The organism is Anaerobiospirillum sp. NML120449 (genome assembly GCF_023051105.1).
Lineage (GTDB): Bacteria > Pseudomonadota > Gammaproteobacteria > Enterobacterales > Succinivibrionaceae > Anaerobiospirillum.
Genome location: NZ_JALKIL010000001.1, coordinates 174,066 through 197,350, shown reverse-complemented (window position 1 = coordinate 197,350; position 23,285 = coordinate 174,066). Strand labels below are relative to the sequence as shown.

Here is a 23,285-nt window from a genome sequence, read left to right as displayed (position 1 = left end):
GACAGGGTTGGCTTCTGGTGGAACGTCCAGATTACGGAGTGAGGCTATGCCTGTCCCTGACAGGTATAGCTTGGGTGGAGCGGCCTGACATTGGGGGCGAAGAGACGCCTGTCACTGACAGGGATGGCTTTTGAGTACGGAAAGGCTTTACGGGAGGTGTCTGTCTGCTTAATGAGCCCCGCATACTACACTGAGGGCTGGCCATTATGGGCATGGGATCTTATGCTCGTGGACCGGTATGCTTTCAGGATAAGCTGCAGCTGTGCATGGGAAGCTGGCTGTCAGCTGGCGAACCGGCTTTTCAACGCAAGCGTGCCTGGATCAGTTGATGAGCTTGCTACCGGCAGAGCATACGTCCGGTATTCCAGTCATTCTGCCTGATGCAATGAAGCCGTCAGGCCATGCTGGACAGTGTCTGTCAGGTCGTGTGATGAAAGCGGCTATGGCTTAGGCAAAGGTTCAGGTAAGGCTCAGGCAAAGACATAGGCGGAGCTTCTGCTTACTGGTACGGGGATTAGTAAGGTACTGTATCCTGGATTAACAAGGTACAGGTATGTGAATAAGTTAGTTGCAGTTCGAGTATAAGTAAGGCAGAGATATGGTGAAAGAAAGGTCTCAGCTGTTCAGTGCTCATTGCTCAGTGAATGCAAGGGAGAATGATGACCTTTGAACAGGGACGGGGACTGGAAAAGCTCAGGTATGAATGGCTGTAAGGTATGGGTCAGCTGGGGACCTTGAGATGTAAGATGCAGCCTGCTGTACAAAGACCAGGAAGGATAAGGCCAGCCCGGTTTTGGGTCATGGCCAGGTACAAGGATATTTCTGAGAAATGACTAAAGGAGTCCGGGCAAAAAAGGCAGGCCAGAGAGCAGTCTGATGAGATGGAAACCTCCACGCTTTCAGGCCGTCTCTGAACCACCTTGGGGTTGTTGTAGTGCCAGCTTGCGCCGACACTGTTTCTTTGTTTGCTGACCTTCAGTCATGCTGACGGCACAGCCGCAGCATACAAATCTGTGGTAACGCTTACACATGCTGAAAAATTGAACATCGATTTCCTCATGTGGTCGCAGAGCCATCACTGTGGCTCATCGCTGCAGCACCTTCTGCATTAAGCTGCAGCATGAAAACGTATCCGCTCCATGTGTGTCAGTGCCGCACCAGGTTCATAGTAAACCTGACCGGCATCTGCGGCGGAACGTCACGCTTTCATAATAAAGCGCGCCATTCAGACCCTGAGGTATCTGGAAGAATACCTTTAGCAGACCTTGCAGCAAGATCAAATCGCAGCTGCAGGCAGCCTGAGCCTGAATAAAAAACTATGGCGGTTGCAAGGACAATAACCGCTCAATCAATAACCCTTGTCAAAACAGGCTACACGTTAAGTATAGCGCGTTTTGTGACACAGATCGCGCAGAATCACAAACAGTGCGATCTATCTCACTATTTTGTCCAATCTGTATCCAAGTGAGGTTCTCACGCGGCCCCGCAAAGTGGCACGCCACACGCCCAAAGCCCCTCCAAAACGCGCAAAACCAGCGAAAAAACACAGCTATTCGTCATTTTTGCCAGCTTTTGCAGTGTTTTCCCTCATTTTTCAGAGTCGCCATTAAGCCCCATCATGGCAGCCAGGTGCGCCTGTCATGGAAGACAGCAGCGCCAGAGCCTGGAGTCATACTGTTTATCGCCAGGCACGATGTACAGCCAGCCTCCAGCATGCATCACAACTAGATCTGAACAGATAAAAGTGTCTGTGCCTCTGCAAGTCAGAGAGGTGATAAAGATGCTAAAGGTAAAGGGATGGATACGGGAAAATATGCTGGTAAAGCGATGGAAATGGGCAAATATGCTGGTAAAGGTGCCGGTAAATTGAAGGTAAAGGCAAGAGTAAAGTAAAAGCAAAGAGCAATTAACAATAAGGTAGAACAGCCTGTCTCACGGCAAGCTGATACTGATATAAGAAAGTTCGTCAGAATGTGCCCGGAGTCGGGCAGCGTCATAAGCTCTCATGCCGGGGTGGCGCAGTGATGTGGCCAGCAGAGCTTTTGATGTCGTTTAAGCTCAGGTATATCTGTTGGCCTTTAAGAGTCAGCACTTTGTATGACTTAAAGTTTTACAAAGCATGATGTAACAGATCTTATAAGTATGGGGATGGCGTCGCCTGGTGCAGATGTTGCGGAATTTGCCTTATGGCATAGGCTAAACTGATTTGTGTTTCTGTCCGGCCAAGGACACCTTATGAGGCGCGTCCATGGCTGGGCTTGCACAGATTGCCTCCATGGCAGGTCCCGGCACGCAGTTCCTCCATGGCTGGCCACTGCTCGGCTGCAGGCATGGCCATTGAGCATTCGGCTGCTCAGAAACACTGATCTGCAGGGCTGGAGTGCCGCAGCCTCATGTCTGTAGCAACGAAACCGCAGGGCTGCAGTTCTGCAGCAGCTGCAGGGCTGACAGGAATAAGAGCCAGGACATCGCGGCTCAGGGACATGAAGCCGGTCTTACGATCTGTTATGCCTTTGCTTTTCAAGCCTGTTTGCCGCCGTAACATCAGTCACAGCACTGATAATCTCCCGGCCCCATTGAGCATACCGATGCATATGACCTCAAGCCATTTAAAGCACAGGTAACTCTTAGAGCATCTGCACTTTAAAAGGCCCGGGCTGCTTACAGCTGCCGGGGCCTCAGGCAGATTGCACTGCGGGAGTATCAGATCAGAAATCAGCAAGCTCTGTCTGCGGCCGTAAACAGACATTCCTGACCGGCATCAGACGACACTTTACATACAAACTACAATGTACCTTTAAACGCCGCCAGCCTTTAAACGTGTCCGTATGCGACTTAAGGGCAGTTCAGCCGGGCTGATTATTCGCTCCGTCGGGAACTGGCCATAAACCAGGTATGAGCTTACGGGCTTCATACCTTGCCTGAAGGTGAGCACATGCTCCAAACGAGCACTGGCTGTAAATGAGCACAGGCTCTCAGGCTGCAAAACAGACAGGTGCACAGTATACGCTGTCGACGCTGCGTGCCAGGCTCTGCAAAAGACTGCAGTCAGCACGCTGATGTCAAGAAAAGCATGGCTCATAGCTCATGCCAGACTTGTGGTGATGCTTAATTATAAGGCAAAAACAGTTGCAGCATAGTCCCAACATTACATTTTTGTCTATTTGGTAATCAAGGAACAACATAACAACTCTGAAAGCTTCTGATACATCCCGGCAACCGCCGGGCTTCGGCCGGTTTCGGCTGGCCTCGGCCGGCTTCGGCCTATGTCACGCCACCTTTTCACAGCCTGAGCCCGGCCTCTGGCAGTACAATTTCTGTCCAGCAGACAGCCCGCCATACAGCCATAATGTCCGGCCCAGCCCTTTGATTGAGCTTACAATCTGCAGTTAGCAGTACCTTTTCCGCCTCCGCCCTGCTGACGAAGTTTGGGCACTGATGCATGTTCAGGTGCTGGCGGCTTTTATTAAGTTAAACAAGCTTTTTGACCTCAGTCGCTCACGCAATATTGAATCAGTGTACATGCACTTACATAATTACTAACGCTTTACAAACTGGTTGATATAGCATTACCGCTCTGACAATAATTATGCTTTACTAATTTTAAGGTAAAGTATTTTTATTTTGTAAAGCATACTATGCATGGTCCTGATCCGCAGATATTTGAACGGCTGTCGTTGCCCTCTGCAGCATCATTTGCCACAGCTGCAACTGATTTTCTTATGCTGACTGGGTCCACACGCATGACTGGAGATACAGAGGCTTTGTACGGTGGTGCCTTGCTGGCTATGTCGGTCTGAGATAACTGTGCCTCTTGTGATTTCTTCTGGTATGGAGATCCTGTGCGCTGACAGAACTGAGACGGCATGGTGACTGACGGCCCCAATAAAAGCTGGACTGGTGACTTACTTCCCCCAATAAAAGCCGGCATGGGGACTAACGGCCCAATAAAAGCAGGCCTGGTGACTGACGGCACTCAATAAAAGCCGGCCAGCTTAAAGGGAAGGACTTTACTGACGGGGAATTGAAATGACTGTGGAGACAGTGATTTAGATTGATTTTGAGATTGTGATGGAGCTGCGGATTAGAACGTCAAATGTGCCGGAGCTTTGGCTGCGCTGAGAGCTGGGGCCTGGCAGGCTGTTGGGATTGGGATTAGTATTGGGCTTGAGATTCAGATTAGTGCGGGGAATATGATGGGAGGCTTTTGGAGCCGTAAGTCAGGTTGCTCACTGGACAGGGGTCGGGGCGGGATTTGACTTTGATGGGCTGAAAAAAATCGGCCTGGCTGGGTTTCAGTCAGGCCGAGGTGTCGATAATTTAAATTTAGCGAGCCCGGCTTTTGTGCTGCAGCATCAGCCCGGAGGCAAGAGGCTGAGGCATGTCAGTCTGGTTGATCCTGCCTGTTTTGAGGTGCGGCAGGATGCCGGGCTCGCTGTAGTAATCAGAATGCTGCAGATGCCTGACTGGTACTACTTGAGAGTGTAGTGAACCTCATCAAGGCTACGCAGACGGTCAGCAGCCTGCTCTGGTGTAAGGTCACGCTGCTTTTCAGCCAGCAGCTCGAAACCGGCCACGAACTTCTTGACGGTTGCAGAACGAAGAAGAGGTGGATAGTAGTGAGCGTGCAGCTGCCAGCCATCGTGTGGCTCACCGTCAGCTGGAGCATTGTGCCAGCCCATGGAGTATGGGAAGGAGCACTCAAAGAGATTGTCGTAGCGGGTGGTCAGCTTCTTTATGCAGTCAGCCAGATCATCACGCTGCTCGTCGTTGAGCTTGTTGATGGACTTTACCTTGAACTTAGGAAGAATCATGGTCTCAAATGGCCAGAATGCCCAGTAAGGAACCAGAGCTACAAAGTGTCTGGTCTCAACAACAATGCGCTCCTTGAGCTCAAGCTCGCGCTCTGCATAGTCGAGTAATAAAGGACGGCCGTGCTTTGCAAAATATCTGTTCTGCTGTTCAACTTCCTTGGTGATTTCCTCAGGCAGGAAGGAGCAGGCCCAGATCTGGCCATGTGGGTGAGGGTTGGAGCAGCCCATGATGGCGCCCTTGTTCTCAAATAACTGAACCCACTTGTACTGTGCAGACAGCTCAGTCAGCTGGGTGGCCCATAAATCAACTACACCACGGATTTCCTTGACGTCCATAACAGGCAGAGTCTTGGAGTGGTCAGCTGAGAAACAGATTACACGGGCAGTGCCACGGGCTGGCTCAAGCTTGAAGATATCGTCGCCCTCAGGACCGTCAAGTGGAGTGTCCGGCATTAAGGCGGCAAAGTCGTTGGTGAACACAAAGTTGTGCTCATACTTTGGATTGGCATCACCATTTACACGGGTATTGCCCGGGCACAGGTAGCACTCAGGATCATAGCTTGGCTTGACCTCATTGGCAGACTTCTCTACCTGTCCATTCCATGGACGCTTGGCACGGTGTGGAGAAACTAAAATCCACTCACCGGTCAGAGCGTTATAACGACGATGTGGATGATCAGAAACGTTGAAATTACTCATGGCAACAAATCCTTTTTAATCTGTGTGTCAGCTGCCAGACTGCTTTTGCCGGTCGGGCAGCTGAACCAAAATCTCTCCGCTGTACAGGAAAGAGCAGTCAGGATGGACGGTCAATACTGCTGAACATAATCGGTGCTGATCATGTCCTGATCACGTCCATAATCCAGTGCATTTTACTTCCGGGCAGGGGATGCCGGGAAAGGCCAGTCTCGTTAGCCTGCGCATGTTCAATGCAACTGTACATGGCCGGGGCTGCTTATCACAGCAGCATTATCCTTAGAGGCTGTGAGCTGACACTGTACACAGCGCTGACAGATGCGCTGTATGGTGCGCTATGCCCTGCATTACTGCCAGCGCCGCATACTTGCGGTAATGCAGGTCTTCCGGTAATGCAGGTCTGCCGGTGCTGCAGGTCGGCTGCAGGTCTGCTGGATGTTATCTCAGCGGACAGTTCCTGATGGGCGCAGCTGGTGTGACTCGTGAAGTCTTTGCTGCGACGCTGACGTGCTCAGCGCGGCTTCAGCCAGCTACGCCCCTGCGGAGCGCTGATGCCCTGTATCTTAAAGGTGAGAACAGCATCTGATTTAACCAGCTTCAGCTCTCAATGACAGGGCTCAGCCCGAGGTATTTAGTCTTCGTAACCGTTAGGGTTGTTCTTCTGCCAGTTGTAGGCATCACGGGTCATGTCATCCAGGGTGTGGGTAGCCTTCCAGCCCAGCTCCTTTTCAGCCTTGGATGGGTCGGCGTAGCAGCATACTACGTCACCGGCACGACGGTCGGCGAACTTGTGTGGCAGTTCACGGCCGATAGCCTTGGAGAAGGCCTTGACCATGTCCAGAACGCTGTAGCCGGTACCGGTACCCAGGTTGTAGATGTGAACACCAGGCTTGTTCAGGCAGTTCTTTAAGGCAGCTACGTGACCAATGGCCAGGTCAACTACGTGGATGTAGTCACGGATACAGGTGCCATCTGGAGTTGGGTAGTCATTACCGAAGATGGACAGACACTCAAGGCGGCCTACGGCTACCTGAGTGAGGTATGGCATGAGGTTGTTAGGAATACCGCGTGGGTCTTCACCAATCAGACCGGACTCATGGGCACCGACAGGGTTGAAGTAACGCAGCAGGGTAATGGAGAAATCAGGCTCTGCAACCTGTAACTCCTGAGCCATGTACTCAACATCAACCTTGGTCTGGCCATAAGGGCAGTTGGCGCGCTTGACCGGGCTGCTCTCGGTTAATGGTACGGAATCAGGCTCACCATATACGGTGGAGGATGAGGAGAAGATAAAGCTGTGGCAGTTGAAGTCACGCATTACCTGCAGCAGTACGCGGGAACCGTTGACGTTGTTGTCGTAGTACTCAAGTGGCTTCTTGACGGACTCGCCTACGGCCTTGAGGCCGGCAAAGTGGATAACGCCGTCAATCTTGTGGTTCTTGAAGACAGCAGCCAGCTGATCGTAGTAACGGATATCACCGCTGTAGAAAGGAACGGAGCGGCCGCAAATCTGCTTGATACGGGCTAATACAGCCGGTTTGGCATTGGAAAAGTTGTCAAAAATGATTGGCTCGTAGCCGGCCTTGACCAGCTCCACTACTGTGTGAGAACCGATATAACCTGCACCGCCAGTAACTAAAATAGTAGCCATTAACTTTGTCCTCGAATTGTCATAATGCCCGGCCACAGCGACACTGCGCCTGCTGAACCGTAACAGGCCCGGGCTTATGCCCTGCAGCTTTGTCTGATTGCAGTTCAGCCTGTGGGGCTGTAATGGAGACGAGCTCCGTATCTAAATCCAGGCTGCAGCGTCCTTCCTGCTTTACAGGTCAAAGAGCCGGAGGCTCTGTGCCGTTATGCACCGCTGGCCCTGTGTGTACAGCCGGTAAATGCGGTGCCAGTGATAAAAACTTTTACGAACACGGTTTCGTAAAACTTATATCTGCAACAGCCCTGAACTGTCAGTCTAACGCATTGTTATCACTCTTTCCGTGAGCTGGTCTGCAAGCTTGGAAAAAGTCGGAACAGCATTACGGAGCTCATGAAACTCTATCTGACCTCAGTGGCACTGAACACCCTGATTTAAAGCCATCTGTGAGCCTGTAAAAAGGCTCAGATACCATGTCTCAAATTTACGAACACTATCCCGAAACAGCATCATAATAATGATAGCTTTAAGGGCTGGTTCAGCTGCCGGTCAGGCCTGTTTATATGCCTGTCATCAGAGTTTTACCTCTGTGTTCACCGTCAGACTCAAAAAATATAAAAATGGCTTGTTTATCAGGATGTAAACGATAACCCGAATTTATGGTTTCATTATAGCCTAATCTGACCAGGGCCGATCATGTTGACGTAACTTTTTTGTCTGCAGTAACAAAAGCTTGCCCCGGCTCACAAATTGCCCGTGCACGCAAGCTCGCCCCATCATTGCCAGCCGGAATTTCTTCGGCCATATGCGCCAATTTTCACCTGCACGGCAGGCAGCACAGCACCAGGGCAAAAGCCAGGATAATGCCCGTCCACGCAATGCAATGCACTGCACTGCACTGCACTGGTGTGCCCCAGTATGCACTGGATGCAGTGACTTGCCCTGGAATTATCCTGTTGCACAGGTTGTCCCCTGCTCCACTAATGCAACTGTGCCCCGTAAAGCCTGAGATACCATGGTCCCTCTGTACAAGACCCTGTACATATCAGCCAGCACATATCTGTCACAAGGTCCCGCCGCTGAGCCTTTTAGGAGCCACGGCACGTCCACAGATATGCTGCAGGCCTCATGGATGACCGTTACAGGCGTGTCATCACAGACGTCCATGAACACTGCCTGCTCGTTACTGTCACTGACGTCCAGCACTTGAACCTCATCGCAGCCATCAAGCGACTGTCATTGCGGCCAGTTCGCAACTGCACAGAGAGACTTCACAGCTCTCGACAGTCTCAAGACAGCCATGGTCAGTTACGGACGGCACTCTCTGCCATGGCCATTGCACAACCATGGCCATGACATTGCTGAGCTATATGATCTGCTGCCGGAATTTAAGGTATTGCTCGTATCTACGGTATGTCATGGCGTGTCACGTAAGGCATGAGGTCTAATGCAAGATCTGTCTTTGTCAGCAGCTGAGCAGAACATTGAAAGTCAGTGACGGCAAATATGCTGTTCAGCCGCCCTGTCAGACAAGGTTCGACAATATATTTACACATGCACAAATCGAAAGATTATTATACAAATATCGGAAATGATGATAACGTTATCATTTCAGCAAAATGCCCTGATACATGCACGGGATAGCAAATATATGCACACCGTACCTAGCAGTTCAGTTTTTGTGACTTACAAAGCTGGACATACTGTGATGCTAAAATGTGACAATGACAGCAGCGATTGCCCAGTTGAGGCTATATAATTCTGTAAACGCTGCCCCGCCCATTAGCAGGCCATAATGGGGCATACTGTAACTGTTTTCTTTCAGATACGAACACAGGTGCGAAAAAGCGCCTTTTTCGGGAAAACAGTACTGCAGGAGAACAACAGCCGTCTTTGCCTGACAGGTCAGCCCCTGACAGGGATCAGAGCATAAAATACGTGCAATCCTGCACTTGTGTTTACGCTGTTATTCTGGCTCATGTATGGTGTTTATCACTCATAACGCTGCCAGTAAAGAATCAGAAAGGCAACTGGGGCAGGAGGCCAAAGGCTGATCTGACTGCAGCGCAAAACTTTTGCTGTGTGGTTAGAAGTGTAAAGGTTCTGCGTGCTGCTCCTTAACTGGTAGTTTACAGCTGCAGAACAACTTCAGGGCTGCAGTATCTGTCTGCAATTTATGGCACAGTAAGAGAGGTCCGGTCCAGCTGTAGATATATACAGCACCATCAGGACCATCTCACCTGGAGTAAATCTCTTCTGAGTGTTGTTTTCATCTGCTTTCTCTGCCAGGTGCATGACGGTGGTGCGAACATTGTCAATGCATCACGTCCCGACCGCTTTGCAGCTGTTGCGAGTGCAGATATAACCTCAGATGCATCTGCTGCTGCAGATGCCACTGCAGGAATAAGGTTTCAGTAAATATCATAAATTCAGACAGCCATGGCTCTTCAGCCACAGCAAATGCACGTTGCATAAAGCAGAAAAATTGGCAGTGCTGTGCAGCGGCTGTCTTAAGACACCATTTGAGCAGCAGTGGTCAGCAGCTGCGTGAATATGCACATGACGCCTGCACACAAAGGCGGGCATGGTAAAGAACAAATAAGGTTTTATCTGCCGGGAGCTGATAGAGGCTTAACTGAAACCTCATAAACACCAGGAAGCTGTCCGGACATAGTTTTGCTGCCTGCTGTAAGGCCGGCCTTAGCGCATAAAGAATGCGGCCTGTAATGATCTATGCAGATCATGGCTCAGGCAATAGCGCCACAAATCAGCGGTGAGATGGGCGCTGACAGGATTGATGGAGTTGAGTTTATATGTCAACCATTCGTGATGTAGCCAGGAAGGCTAATGTTTCTATTGCCAGCGTCTCGCGTGTTATCAACAATTCCCCAAGGGTAAGCCCTTCAGTTCGTGAAGCTGTGCTTCAGGCTCAGCGTGAGCTCAATTTCCACCCTAACGCCAATGCCAGAGCTCTGGCCCAGCGCGATTATCGTACTATCGGCATGGTGGTCTCAGACGTTGCCGATCCCTACTTTGCTACTGCCATCAAGGCCTCTGATGATGCCATCCAGCCTTATGGACTGAGCCTGCTGGTAGCTCAGGGCCATCACGATGCCGAACGCGAACGCAATGCCATTGAATCCCTGATTGCCTACAAGTGCCGAGGCCTTGTAGTTCACGCTATGGCCATTGATGACGATGAAATGAGCATGTACATGGAGCAGATGCCTTCCATGGTGCTCATCAACCGTGTTATTCCCGGCTACGAAACCCGCTGTCTGAACACGGACAATTACGAAGGTGAGCGCATGGCCGTAAATGAGCTTATTGCCAACGGTCACCGCAAGATTGCTTTCTTCAACTCAGAGCACGAGATTCTTGATGCCAGAGAGCGTCTGCAGGGCTATGTCGATACCCTTACGGCCAACGGCATCAACTTCAATCCTGGCCTGGTGTTCTCAGCCCCTCCATCACTTGAGGGCGGTACTCAGGCTGCAAGAGAGCTGCTCAAGCGCTGCACCCCGGGCAAAGACTTCACTGCCATTGCCTGCTATAGCGATGTAATGGCAGCAGGTGCCATACCTTACTTCTACTCCCAGGGACTGAAAGTACCTGGAGATATCAGTATTACCGGCTTTGATAACCTCTATCTGAGCAAAAGCATGTGGCCGGCCCTGACTACAGTCGATAACCCTATTATCAAAATGGCCGAGGAAGCCGTGCTGCGTACCATCAAGCTCTACAGCAATGAAACCGTGGAGGCCCCTCATCGTATGGACGTCTCCCTGGTACGCCGCGACAGCGTACTCAACATCACTGGAGCCTGATAACAGCATTTGCCACCTGGTCCATCACACAGATGTCAGGCCCCCAAAAGCGCTTAAAAAGTCTGAACTTATCAGCCAGATTCGCGCTGTACCAGATACCTGCCTGACACTGGCCATGCATGCAATCACAAGCCACAGTCCCTGATTATGACTCTGCTCCCTGGTCCAGATATGACAATCAGTACTGCAACCATGCCCGGCACTGCCGGGCTTATTTTTAGCCCTTAGAGCACAAGTAACCATACACAAACATTCAAAATGGATGTAAGTGTTTAATGACAGGGGCATTGATGTGCTATTCTTTAAATGATGGAACTGGGGCCTTTGCCGGGCTACAGAGGTCATAGTTACGGACATCAAGTCCATTGGGCCCTGTTATCAAACACCTGCCTGAGCAGCAAATCATATCCAGTCATCCACTGCCGTTTTTCTCAGCTCTGACAGCTGACAGTCACAGCAATGCTTCTGCCAGGCCAGCCCTGCCAGGCCGCTACAGGCCATGCTATGCAAGGCCAGCTATGCCAGGCCACAACAGTCCATGCTATGCAAGGCCAGCTCTGCCAGGCTACAACAGGCTATGCAAAGCAAGGCAAGGCCATACACGGCCACAGCCGGCCAGGACAAGACAGGCCAGGCCAGGCCAGCGTACGTCAGCAACTTAATGACTGTTCATGGTGTCAGGACTTATCAGGCCGGCAGTGCAAGGCAAATCAATGCCACAATTCACAATGCCCAATTGAGCTGCGTTCAAGCACTGTCAGGATCCCTGGTACTGAAACTCATGTCTGCAAAGATCCTCTGTTCACTGTTCCGCTGAACATTAAACTCAACTCGTATCACTTGCTGCAGCCTGCGCTGCTGTGAGCAGATCTGCGGCAACAACTCGGGCTATACCAAAGCTAAGCAGGAATTTTCAAAACAGATGGCAAGGAAAATCAAGCTTCATAAATCCTTTGAAGAGCGTTCCCGACAACACCGAAACACCCAGCGTAATATTTCCTGGGGCACGGGTGTGACTGAAGGAATACCTTTTACCTGGGACCTGCTACGACCTGCTTTCTGGGGCTCATGGGCCGCCATTATTACTCTTTACCTCATCGTCAATCTGCTGCCTTACCGGTGCATCCTGGCAACAGGACGCCTGATTGGCAAACTCATGCACCGCTTCTTCAAGTCCCGCCGTTATGTGGTATCAACCAATCTCAAACTGGCATTCCCGGAAAAAAGCGATGAGGAGCGTGCCGAGCTGCAAAAACGTATCTTTGAAAACACCAGCATAGCCGCTTTTGAAACAGGTATTGCATGGTTCTGGCCCGACTGGCGCCTGCGCCGTCTGCTCATCATTGATGAAAACGAGCTCAAAAAAGCCCGTGAGCTTGGTGAGGCCAATACCCGTACCATTGCCTTTACCTGCCATATGGTTACCCTGGAAATTGGTGCCCGCCTCTATGCCATGGCTATCAAACCAGGTATTGGTGTTTACCGCAGCTCCGACCACCCTGTCTGGGAGTTCATTCAGGTCAATGGCCGTCTGCGCGCCAATCTTGCTCTGGTAGACCGTACTGACGTGCGCTCAATGGTCAAGGCAGTAATGAAAGGCTATCCCATCTGGTATGCCCCTGATCAGGACTATGGCCGCAGCAGCTCCGTATTCGTGCCTTTCTTTGGTGTTGACAAGGCCTGTACTGTAACCGGTCTGCACGACCTTGCCCGTATTAAGGATGTTAAGGTTCAGCCATTCTGGCTGGTACGTGAAAAGAACGGTTACCGTCTGCGCGTACTTGATCCTCTGGAAAACTTCCCAACAGACGACCCTGTTGCTGACACAGCACGCGCCAACAAGGTTATCGAGCAGATGATCATGTCAGACCCTGCCCAGTACCTGTGGATGCACCGCCGCTTCAAGACCACACCAGAAGGCGAGCCATCCCGCTACCCTGACATCGAATAAGCCCCTCCACGGGCAGCAGCGGCAGCTGCAAACGCAGCCGCAATGCTGCCCAGCCGCCAGACGGCAGCGTCAGCCCAACCAGACGCTGCCGCCGCATCATCCTCCACCCTGCCCCGCTCCAATCACCCAAAATAGGCAAGCATCATAAATCCTGCCCAGCTCTAATCCCCCATATACTCACGCTCTGCATCCAGCCGCCCCTGTTGTCGCCAAAGCACAAAACACACAGATCCCATCCATGAAACGCTGCTGCAACAACCTCCATCCCTTCACAGTCCACATCAGGCTGAAAAAACGTCAATCAACGAAGCCTCCGAATAATCCGCCCGCTCTGGCTTTATCTGCCCCTTTTGCGCGTCAGTACAGTGCACAGCTTTGATCCCCCTTTGTGACGAGGTCTTCATTATTGGCCAGTGGCAGTGATGCACCTGTTTAGCCTTGATAACAAGGCTGTATAATGGCCATCACGCACGTGCACAGTCTCAGGAGAGAGAGACCATAAATGCTTAACATTGCACAAGCCTCATTTTATTGAGAGAACAACACGTGCCCGACAGTCCTGCTGACCTGCTTTCATATTAACTGCCGTATTTGCAGATACGGCGAAAACAGGGGCCCTGTCTTTAGAGAATAAACCGTTTTTTTGACCATACTGAGGTTGCTTATGAGGCTTTCCCGAATCAGCAAACTGAGCTCCGCTACCGCTCTGGCAGCGGCCGTTGCCTGCGCGCCACTGCTCAATGGATGCTCCTCGGCCTATGACGAGGCCATGGCATTTGGAGTTATAACCGCCCTGCCATACGAAGTACGTGGCTGCGCCTTTCTGGGAAATGTAGATACCCCTCCACGCATGACCATTGAAAATGCCCGCTATGACCTCAAGCTTAAAGCTGCCAAATTGGGCGCAAGCCATCTTGTAGAGACCTACGCCTATGGCCAGTTGCTCAACCGCCTGAGCGTCGATGTAGGTGTTGCCCTGTCAGGCCGTGCCTACCGCTGTCCACTTGACGTTGGTCCCGTAATGAATAACCCTTATGGCCAGGCCCACATTCAGTACGGCCTGCCTCAGCCAACCCTCAACCTGGACGATCGCTACTTCTACTACGGCCGATAAACCAGCCATAAGCAGAACAGCAACGCAAAAGGCTTATTTCCTTGCGGAAATAAGCCTTTTGTTCATGTTTGAAAGATGTCAGGGCACACCAGCTCAACCTGACCAGGCTCCAGTACACATACCCACTCATCAGCCTGTACTGCCACAGCCTTTCGCACACCGGATCTATGTATCTATAAATAACGTATGCATGCGCTCTGTATCACAAATGTTTTGCTAAACGTTTCAACACATCAACCAATTAACTGTACAGGCGTTAACTTGAATACAAGTGATAAGAGATCGCTTCTTCCCCATGCAACCCCAGCAGCGTTAAGTTGGCTTATTTATGCTGAGGTATTAAATCAGAGGTCCAGATTATGGCAGTATATGTAAATACCAATGTAAGCTCTCTTAACGGACGCAGATATCTTAATAATGTCCAGAACCAGCTGACTACTACATACCAGAGACTCTCCTCTGGCATGAGAATTAACAGTGCCAAGGACGATGCCGCTGGCTTACAAATCAGCAGCCGACTGACAACTCAGATTAACGGCCTGAACCAGGGTAACCGCAACGCCTCTGACGGTATCGCTCTTGCCCAGACCGTTGAAGGCGGTATGGACGAAATCACTGGCATGCTGCAGAAGGTTCGTACCCTGGCTGTTCAGGCCTCCAACGGCACCAACACAGCTGAAGACCGCAAAGCCCTCCAGACCGAAGCCAACTCATTAATGGCCGAAATCAGCCGTATTGCCCAGCAGACCAAGTTCGGTGGCCAGAAAGTTCTTGACGGTGCCGGCGCTGACTCTATTTATGTTGCTGATAAGACCAATGCCAAAATGGGTGTAATGACCCTTCAGGTAGGAGCTAACAGCGGTGATACCATCACCTTCAACGCCCACTCCATGAAAGTAGTAGACATGATTGCGACTGCATATGGTAACAATAATAAGCCTACTAAGGATGCTGATGGCTGGGATGAGGCAGCAAATGGTCAGCTTGGTGGCGTTACCTTTAGTTCCGTAAAAGCTACTCAGGGTGTTATCAATGTTATGGACAAGCTGATTGCCCACGTTGACTCACAGAGAGCTGACCTAGGTGCAATCCAAAACAGACTGGAAAGCTCAATTCGTAACCAGGCAAACGTTTCTGCCAACCAGGCAGACGCCCGCAGCAGAATTCGCGATGCAGATTTCGCTGAAGAATCAGCCAATCTGTCCCAGCAGTCCATTATTCAGCAGGCCGCTACCTCCATGCTCATGCAGGCTAATACCCGTCCACAGCTTGGTCTGTCCCTGCTCGGATAATTTAGTTGTGGCCTGAGGCCAACACAGAATTTCAAAGGGCTCACTTCCTTATGGAGGTGAGCCTTTTTGTTTTATAAAGCAAATGCAGCATGAAGACTGATCGATCCTGTAAGTGCAATTACGACATTTTGGAGATAATCTATAAAATATAATGTAAAGAATATAGAAAACACGCCCCATAAGTTATGTCATGGCAATACTGCAAATCTTCCGAACAAACATTACATAATCAATTGTGACATTACTTTAATCGATGACATCACATGCTTTACAAAATATTACCATGTCGTGGATAAAGTAATATGAAGGAGCAATGGTTTCATGTATCTATATACGACTTAAATATGGGCTGCATATTGATAATCTGTGTTGAACAAACGCAGCGGTAAATGAACCCACTGTATCGGCGTTAATTTAAATACAGGCGACTACGAATTGCTTATTCCCATGCAGACCCCAGCAGTGTTAAGATGGCTTATTTATGCTGAGGTATTAAATCAGAGGTCCAGATTATGGCAGTATATGTAAATACCAATGTAAGCTCTCTTAACGGACGCAGATACCTTAATAATGTCCAGAATCAGCTGACTACTACATACCAGAGACTCTCCTCTGGTCTGAGAATTAACAGTGCCAAAGACGATGCAGCCGGCTTACAAATCAGCAGCCGTCTGACAACTCAGATTAACGGCCTTAACCAGGGTAACCGCAATGCCTCTGACGGTATTGCTCTTGCTCAGACCATCGAAGGCGCCATGGACGAAATGACTGGCATGCTCCAGAAGATTCGTACTCTGGCTGTCCAGGCTAACAACGGCACCAATACTGCTGACGACCGCAAGGCCCTGCAGAAAGAAGCTACAGCTCTTGCCGCTGAGATTACCCGTATTGCTCAGCAAACCAAGTTCGCTGGTGGCCAGATCCTCGATGGCGGCCACGGTGTAATGACAAAAGGTGGTACTGGCCAGGGCTCAAATTCTATCGGTAAGATGACGCTCCAGGTTGGCGCTAACAAAGGCGATACTATCAGCTTTGAAGTTCAGGCTATGAAGTTCTCCCAGATTGGTATCGGCGGTGTAGGTGATACCGAACTCAAGAAGTTCTGGTCTAAGGATAAGGGCATTGTTTTCACTAAGGCTGAGAACATTGGCGCTGCTATTTCCGCAATGGACAAGATGATTGGTCTGGTAGACGGAGCCCGCGCCGGACTAGGTGCAATGCAGAACAGACTGGAGAGCTCAATTCGCAACCAGGCTAACGTTTCCGCCAACCAGGCAGACGCCCGCAGCAGAATTCGCGATGCAGATTTTGCCGAAGAATCAGCCAATCTGTCACAGCAGTCAATTATTCAGCAGGCTGCTTCCTCCATGCTTATGCAGGCTAATACCCGTCCACAGCTCGGTCTGTCCCTGCTCGGATAATTTAGTTGTGGCCTGCGGCCAACACAGAATTTCAAAGGGCTCACTTCCTTATGGATGTGAGCCTTTTTGTTTTAGAAAGTATTAATAAACCTATTAATTACAACAAACAAATTGTTTTGTAACGCGTAACGCTTTCACCTGTGAAATTCAAATAAGACGGTGCTTTGTTCATGTTTGCTGCTCGAAGCACATTTATGTTACCAGGTATGTCATACCGTTTTACAGGCTCATAGCTTTGCCAGCCATTGTGCCACCTGTTAGCACGATGGCTTTGCCGTATTTGCACATGCTATGCCTTAGCCGGTAACGACGCCGTTCTGGAACTCGTTGCTCGAGCCTATGACTGTAACAGCAGCCATGAGCGCTCTCATGGTTGTGGTGATGGTTGTTGTGGCTTAGACAGAGTATTTAAGAATAAGAATAGTGCTGGGTTATGTTAGAGCAGTCTGCATGCATGGCTGTTGTGCCTGTCTTGCATGTGCATTTCGCGTTTTTTGAAATACATACAAATTAGCATGATCTGATCATAAAACTGGATTTTTGCTTCATATATGCAAATATGAGTTCCCGATAAAGCGTGATCTATCTCATAGTTTTGATAAATAATGCATATATATTCAGAATCATGTCTCTTCGGTATCTATTTACATCTTATTTACATCCTGATTTATAAGGACTTTACATACATAATCCCCTTTTATTTGCCGTTTATGCGGGGAGTTGCAGTTACAGAGCATTAGCATAATTTTTTAAAGATGCACAAAAATGCAAGGCATTCAGTGTGGGTTTATCGTGACAAGCACGTGCCACAAACAGCCTGTTTAATGGTTTTTAAGGCATGTTAGAGCTTCTGCCCCATGAGGGATATTCATACGTAATTGGTTAAAGGATAAAGCCTCTGCATCGTTATACTTATACAGGCAGCAGCTTTTACCACACCGTTATCTGCTGTCCATCAATGCTCCGGAGCATTACAACACCTGTGTTACATGGTCCAGAAGACTGCAGAGTTAGGGCAGTCTTTACCAGGACTTATAAGGAGAGACAGAAGCACAGACTGGCCTGAACCTTTCTGATGCATCTGAGAAACAGCAGGATCTGGAACATTTGATTACTAATCAAATTTGCTCTGCGTCTTAGTTATTAACGCGCTTACGTCTGCAGTATGCTGTGCCCCTGCTCTGTTGGGGCGTCCCTTTTACAGGACAACAGCAATACTCAATCCGGTATGACAGTGTCGCATCAGCTGTGTAGTGCATGCTGTCATGCTGCAGAGCAATTGGCAGGCCCAGAAAGTAGCTTGCCTTTCGGCATTACTGTTAAATTGCCGATAATGCAGAGAGACAAACTACTGCATCTTTTTATTAAACACCTGAAATATTGGCTGGCAAAAACTGAAGGTTAGATAAATAACTCTCCTTCAGGGGACCAGGTCTCCCTAAACAGCCAAATATAGCCGCAAGCTGAGCTGAGTATGGCCCAGCCACTCCTTATCCTGGACTGTGTTTTATCAGAGAAGGATTATGGCTGTCTTTGCCAACAGGCTTAGCAGGCTTACCAGCTTTTACTGCTTAAACGGCTATCTGCAAGCATTGGTAAAGCCATATGATTTGCCTGATCTGACCGGCAAAGCACAGATAGAGCTGTGCCGGTCAGATCTCCTGTCTGAAAGCGCCTTTGATCGCAGGCGCTCATGTGCATGCCATGATCGAGATCCGGGCTGGGTCACAGAACTTCTGTGAAATACAGTCCCTGGAGAGATCGGTGCGCATGCACATCAGACATTCAAATGAGTTACATAAACTGCTGGCGGGGCTACATGCCCCGTCATGTAGCCCGGATCCGCAAGACCGGGCTTCCTATAACATAACTCCGGGAAAGGTCCGTACTTTTGCAGTTTTACGGAGCGGCGAATGTGAGCGTCCCTTCCCGGGAGCCTTAACTTTCGGTCAGAGCAAGGTTAGCTGCGCTGACCGGTAGCCCTACTGCCATCAGCGCAAGGTTAGCAGCGCTGACTGGCAGCCTTACTGCCGTCAGTGCAAGGTTAGCGGCGCTGACTGGCAGCCTTACTACCGTCAGTGCAAGGTTAGCTGCGCTTGCCGGTACCAGGTTGTGCAGCTCCGTTAGCAGTGGCTGCACAAGCTTTCCCGTTTTTTCCATTTGCTCTAATCTTATTGTCTTCTTCTGAATTAGCTGCTCTAAGCTGAGCAGTCTGTCACATATTTTCTGCACTCAAGCATCAGGTCTAAGTAATAGACAGCTACAGCATGGCCTTATCTGGGATTACTGGCCGGACCAGGCATGGCCTTGCCAGTCTTGCCTTACATATCATTCTTGCAAGGATTTGCTTTCTTCTCCTTTAATATCGTCTTTTTCATGACAATTTTGAGACAATCTTTATCGTTGGTGTTAATGACAGGAGTATGCATTAGAAATCCGGCAGACAAGAAAAAATCCATGGGCCAGGGGTCATGTAGCATATATTGTTGTACTTCTCGTTTTAGTTATTATTATATGGCGCCGTGGAAAATGTTCGAGGCGAGATATGTGCCATTCAGGCGGTGCCATGCGGCGCTGTTCTGCGGCAAATTGTTTCAGATAATTGCTTTTCCTGATAATCTGCATCCTCAGAGAAAAATAAAGGCCGGACACGGTAAGCGTATCTGGCCTTTATTCTTTATTTGCTCTGCTATGCCATAACTGACTGGCATGCTGCTGCCACTTAGGCTGGGCCTGCTGCGCAGCAATGCGACTGGACTGTCAGTCTTTGTTGAGCACACTGCTGGGCATATGTACTCCCTTGTAATCAAGGCAATACACGAGACTGCTAAGCTCAGGTATCAGATTCAGGATGATGATGCTGTTGCTTATGCTTATGCTTATGCTTATGCTCATGCTTATGCTCATGCTGGTGCTTATGCTTCTGCTTATGCTGCAACGCACACTGATACTGCCTGATAATGCTGGCAGTGGCAGAGCTGGGCTGATGATGGTGTTATTTTGTACTTTATAAAGTGCCTGGTGGCAGAGCGTTAGCCTTGCCGTAGTGAGGCGGTACAAAGCGGGCGGCTGCGTCCTTGAAGATTTCATCAAAGATTACTGCCACATCCTCGCAGGCCTCAGGGCGGTCCTCAATGGCCACAATGCGAGGCAGGTCAGCAAGGCTGACGCGGTGGTAACACTCACGAATGGCAAGATAGGCCTGCTTGAGCTTTACAGTAGTATCTTCGGTAAGAATGCCAAGGCGGGCACACTCATCAAAAATACGTACATTGTCTGACCACAGCACCATGTCAGCATGGTTTGGTGCCTCACGCAGCAACAGGTACTGAGCGATAAACTCAATATCAACCATTCCGCCGCGTCCCTGCTTGAGATCGAAGAGCTTATCTGAGCTGCGATCAAGGTAATTGCGCATCTTCATACGCATGGCGTATACATCGTCACTGAGCTTTACCTCATCACGCCTGGTGCGCAGTACCTGATCACGAATACGGTTAAAGGCCTCAATAACATTAGGAGAACCGGCTACAGGACGTGCGCGTACCAGAGCCTGATGTTCCCACGTCCAGGCACGGTTGAGCTGATAGTTTTCATAGGCTTCGAGATCAGTCATCAGCAGGCCTGAGTCGCCATCAGGACGCAGACGCATATCCAGCTCGTAAATCACACCACCAGACATACGGGTGGTGCACAGATGCATAAAGCGCTGTACAAGTCGCTGATAGAACATGGCTGCAGATACAGGGTTATCACCCGTGGTCATGCCGTCATTAACGTCACGGATAAATACCATGTCCAGATCGGACTTGTAACCAAGCTCAATACCGCCGAGCTTGCCATAGGCAATAATTGCATAGCCCGGATCACTGGCGTCCTTGCCCTCAGGAGTACCGAATTTCTTCTCAGTCTGACGCCATGACAGCAGAGCAATTTCCTTAAGGATAGCCTCAGCAAGCCAGGTAAGGGCATCAGAAATCTTCATTAGAGGCAGAGACTGTGACTGATCGGACATGGCAATACGAAGCACCATGGTCTTCTTGAACAGACGCAGCTCCTCCATCTGCTCCTCAAGGTCCTCGGGATCAATGCGCAGCAGGCGCTCATTGAGCCATCCCATGTATTCGGCTGTATGAGGCGGTGAGGTGAAATAGCGTGGAGCAATCAGCTCATCGAGCAAAATAGGATAGGCACTTATGAGCGCACCGGCGAAGTTGTTGCCGTTGAGCAAGTTAAGCAGCTTCTCACGGGTACCATCATTTTCTACCAGCAGCTGCAGATAGGTGGTACGCAGGGCTACCTTTTCAATCAGCAGTGATACCTTGTTAAACAGAGCCGGAGCATCCTTGTAGCGTGCAACACCCTTGATGATCTTAGGCATCAGTCTTACCAGGGTATCACGGCCTTTAGGTCCTACCGGCATACGGTTGAGAGTGTGGTGCAGGTTAATAATGCCCTGAGCCAGAGCATGAGCATTAGTAGTCCTTGAGGAAGTGGCACGACCTTCACTGCTGCTCTCTGGCATACCAGGCTCAGCCATGAATGGAACCAGCACAGGTTCAAGCTCATCAGCATTGAGGCTTGACTCCCAAAGCTCAGCGCTTTCAGCCAGCTGAGCCTCCCGGTCATCATCGCTGTCGCGCATGATGGAGACAAACTCCTGATGAACCATATCTCTGATACGACCCAGCTCCTCGGTAAGCTCCTCAAAGCTGCCCTTGCACATGCCTATGGCAACACGCATCTGATCTTTAGGGGAAACTGGCAGAGTCTGAGTCTGCTTGTCAGCAAGCATCTGGGTAATGTTTTCCAGACGGCGCAGGTAGATATAGCACTCATCAAGACGAACGCAGACCTCATCAGGCAGCAGCTGCAGCTTGCTGATATTGCGCAAAGTACGGCGCAGACTGCGCTCAACCATCTCAGGGATACGGCCACCGCGCATCAGCTCAAACACCTGGGCAATAAACTCAATCTCACGAATGCCACCTGAACCGAGCTTGAAGTTATCGCCAAGATTACGGCGGCGCACCTCAGATTCAATCATGCGCTTGAGCTTGCGCAGGGACTCAATGGCACCGTAGTCAAGGTAACGGCGGTACACAAAAGGACGAAGCAGCTCAATGAGCTCATCACCGTAATCACCCCAGCGGTGATAGTCACCAATGAGCTTGGCTTTTACCAGAGCATAACGCTCCCAGGTACGACCCTGAGTTTCATAGTAGACAGAAAGAGCATCAAATGATGACACCAGCGGACCGGCATCGCCAAAAGGACGCAGTCGCAGATCGATACGGTAGCAGAAAGAGTCAGCAGTAACTTCACTTAACAGATTGGAAAGGCGCTGAACTACCTTGGTGAAGTATTCCTGGAAGGTGATGGAGCGTGAGCCGCCCTCGGTCTGGCCGTCATAAGGGTAACAGCACATCAGATCAATGTCTGAGGAGAAGTTGAGCTCACCGCCGCCCAGTTTACCCATACCCAGTATAAGCAGAGGCATCTGCTTGCCTTCCTTGTCAAAGGCATCGCCAAAGGCAGGCTTGAGAGTCTCGCGCACTACCTCTACAGTACGGTCTACTATGCACTCGGCAAGATTGGACAGAGAAACGAATACCTCCTCAATCTCTGCTGCACCGGTCAGATCACGCCAGGCAATGATAACCATGCGGCAGCGACGCAGCACACGAAGACGCTTCTTGAGCTCAATGTCGCTCAGACCGGCAACAATTGCCTCATTAACAGCATCTCCAGGATCAAGGGAAAAGGCAGGATCATCAAGCGCTCCCTGAGAAATCAGCTGAGCACACTCACGCGGATACTGAATGAGCGTCTTGGCCACGAACTCTGACATGGACAGGACATACATAAGGTCAGGACGGTGTTCAAACACATCCATCAGCTCAGGCGCAGCCCTCTGCCTGAGACGCTCATAGTAGTTCTGACCATCAGTCAGCAGCTCCTCAGGCAGTTCCGGCAAACGGGCCGGATTAGGGAAAATAGCATAAGGATAATCATTCAATACCAGCATGTAGACTCCTCAGGACAGCCAGTCGGTTATTACCAACAAATTATCCTGTACTCATACAGAATGCAAGTACCGGCCGCACACAGCCGCATATTACGGTGCCTGTCCACTTACAGCGCCACTGCAGGCGCAGCCAGGCCGGCCATGACGTTTGCCATTGCCATGAAGCTGGTCATTGGCACAGCCAGGGTGATATGGCCAGCTCCAGAAAAGACAGCTCCTGCATGTTGCGGGGCTTATGTGCCCTTTCATGCAGGAGCTGTAATAAAGTCCATGGCCGTTAAGACCTGGGGGGAGTAAGGACTACTCTTATTTTGAGATGGTCGCATGCTCTTTGTGTAAGACGGTACAAGGGGATATGTCTGGCCAAAGGCACTATGCGTGCCTCATATGCCTGACCACAGGGACCTGATATCCCTCATATGCCTGGCCAGAGGGGCCTTATGTGCCTCATATGCCTGGCTACAGGGGCCTATTGTGCCTGATATTCCCTTATC

The 23,285-nt window shown here is 50.2% G+C and carries 9 protein-coding genes; 5 read left to right on the top strand and 4 right to left on the bottom strand.

The annotated features are described in order from the left end of the window. Positions 1-4,472: 4,472 nt before the first annotated feature. The 3 genes from MXE41_RS00475 to MXE41_RS00465 all read right to left on the bottom strand — a co-directional run bounded on the left by MXE41_RS00475 (position 4,473) and on the right by MXE41_RS00465 (position 9,631). The gene (locus tag MXE41_RS00475) at positions 4,473-5,513 is read right to left on the bottom strand and encodes a UDP-glucose--hexose-1-phosphate uridylyltransferase (RefSeq protein ID WP_247098979.1); all 1,041 of its coding nucleotides are present in this window, start codon (positions 5,511-5,513) and stop codon (positions 4,473-4,475) included. Between the two features lie 628 nt (positions 5,514-6,141). Further along, entirely contained in the window at positions 6,142-7,161 is a 1,020-nt protein-coding gene (galE, locus tag MXE41_RS00470; RefSeq protein ID WP_246978262.1) for a UDP-glucose 4-epimerase GalE, read from the bottom strand. A gap of 2,311 nt (positions 7,162-9,472) precedes the next feature. Continuing rightward, positions 9,473-9,631, bottom strand: coding sequence for a hypothetical protein (locus tag MXE41_RS00465; protein ID WP_247098978.1), 159 nt, complete (start codon positions 9,629-9,631; stop codon positions 9,473-9,475). 340 nt (positions 9,632-9,971) lie between these two features. Between MXE41_RS00465 and MXE41_RS00460 the strand changes: the two genes are divergently transcribed. The 5 genes from MXE41_RS00460 to MXE41_RS00440 all read left to right on the top strand — a co-directional run bounded on the left by MXE41_RS00460 (position 9,972) and on the right by MXE41_RS00440 (position 16,763). Continuing rightward, on the top strand, positions 9,972-10,985 hold the full coding sequence (locus tag MXE41_RS00460) for a substrate-binding domain-containing protein (RefSeq protein WP_247098977.1): 1,014 nt from the start codon (positions 9,972-9,974) through the stop codon (positions 10,983-10,985). Between the two features lie 922 nt (positions 10,986-11,907). After that, positions 11,908-12,936, top strand: coding sequence for an LpxL/LpxP family Kdo(2)-lipid IV(A) lauroyl/palmitoleoyl acyltransferase (lpxL, locus tag MXE41_RS00455; RefSeq protein ID WP_246978264.1), 1,029 nt, complete (start codon positions 11,908-11,910; stop codon positions 12,934-12,936). 664 nt (positions 12,937-13,600) lie between these two features. Beyond that, positions 13,601-14,050, top strand: coding sequence for a DUF4156 domain-containing protein (locus tag MXE41_RS00450; RefSeq protein WP_246978265.1), 450 nt, complete (start codon positions 13,601-13,603; stop codon positions 14,048-14,050). Between the two features lie 359 nt (positions 14,051-14,409). Further along, on the top strand, positions 14,410-15,342 hold the full coding sequence (locus MXE41_RS00445) for a flagellin (RefSeq protein ID WP_247098976.1): 933 nt from the start codon (positions 14,410-14,412) through the stop codon (positions 15,340-15,342). A gap of 512 nt (positions 15,343-15,854) precedes the next feature. Continuing rightward, entirely contained in the window at positions 15,855-16,763 is a 909-nt protein-coding gene (locus tag MXE41_RS00440) for a flagellin (protein WP_247098975.1), read from the top strand. Positions 16,764-19,770: 3,007 nt separating this feature from the next. Here MXE41_RS00440 and glnE read toward each other — a convergent pair. Then, the gene (gene glnE / locus MXE41_RS00435; RefSeq protein ID WP_246978267.1) at positions 19,771-22,791 is read right to left on the bottom strand and encodes a bifunctional [glutamate--ammonia ligase]-adenylyl-L-tyrosine phosphorylase/[glutamate--ammonia-ligase] adenylyltransferase; all 3,021 of its coding nucleotides are present in this window, start codon (positions 22,789-22,791) and stop codon (positions 19,771-19,773) included. Positions 22,792-23,285: the final 494 nt, after the last annotated feature.

Bases quoted from the DNA above. Each gene is read 5' to 3' on its own strand.
- lpxL (WP_246978264.1), top strand. From the start codon at position 11,908: ATGGCAAGGAAAATCAAGCTTCATAAATCCTTTGAAGAGCGTTCCCGA.
- MXE41_RS00445 (WP_247098976.1), top strand. From the start codon at position 14,410: ATGGCAGTATATGTAAATACCAATGTAAGCTCTCTTAACGGACGCAGA.
- MXE41_RS00440 (WP_247098975.1), top strand. From the start codon at position 15,855: ATGGCAGTATATGTAAATACCAATGTAAGCTCTCTTAACGGACGCAGA.
- MXE41_RS00460 (WP_247098977.1), top strand. From the start codon at position 9,972: ATGTCAACCATTCGTGATGTAGCCAGGAAGGCTAATGTTTCTATTGCC.
- galE (WP_246978262.1), bottom strand. From the start codon at position 7,161: ATGGCTACTATTTTAGTTACTGGCGGTGCAGGTTATATCGGTTCTCAC.
- MXE41_RS00450 (WP_246978265.1), top strand. From the start codon at position 13,601: ATGAGGCTTTCCCGAATCAGCAAACTGAGCTCCGCTACCGCTCTGGCA.
- MXE41_RS00465 (WP_247098978.1), bottom strand. From the start codon at position 9,631: ATGCAACGTGCATTTGCTGTGGCTGAAGAGCCATGGCTGTCTGAATTT.
- MXE41_RS00475 (WP_247098979.1), bottom strand. From the start codon at position 5,513: ATGAGTAATTTCAACGTTTCTGATCATCCACATCGTCGTTATAACGCT.
- glnE (WP_246978267.1), bottom strand. From the start codon at position 22,791: ATGCTGGTATTGAATGATTATCCTTATGCTATTTTCCCTAATCCGGCC.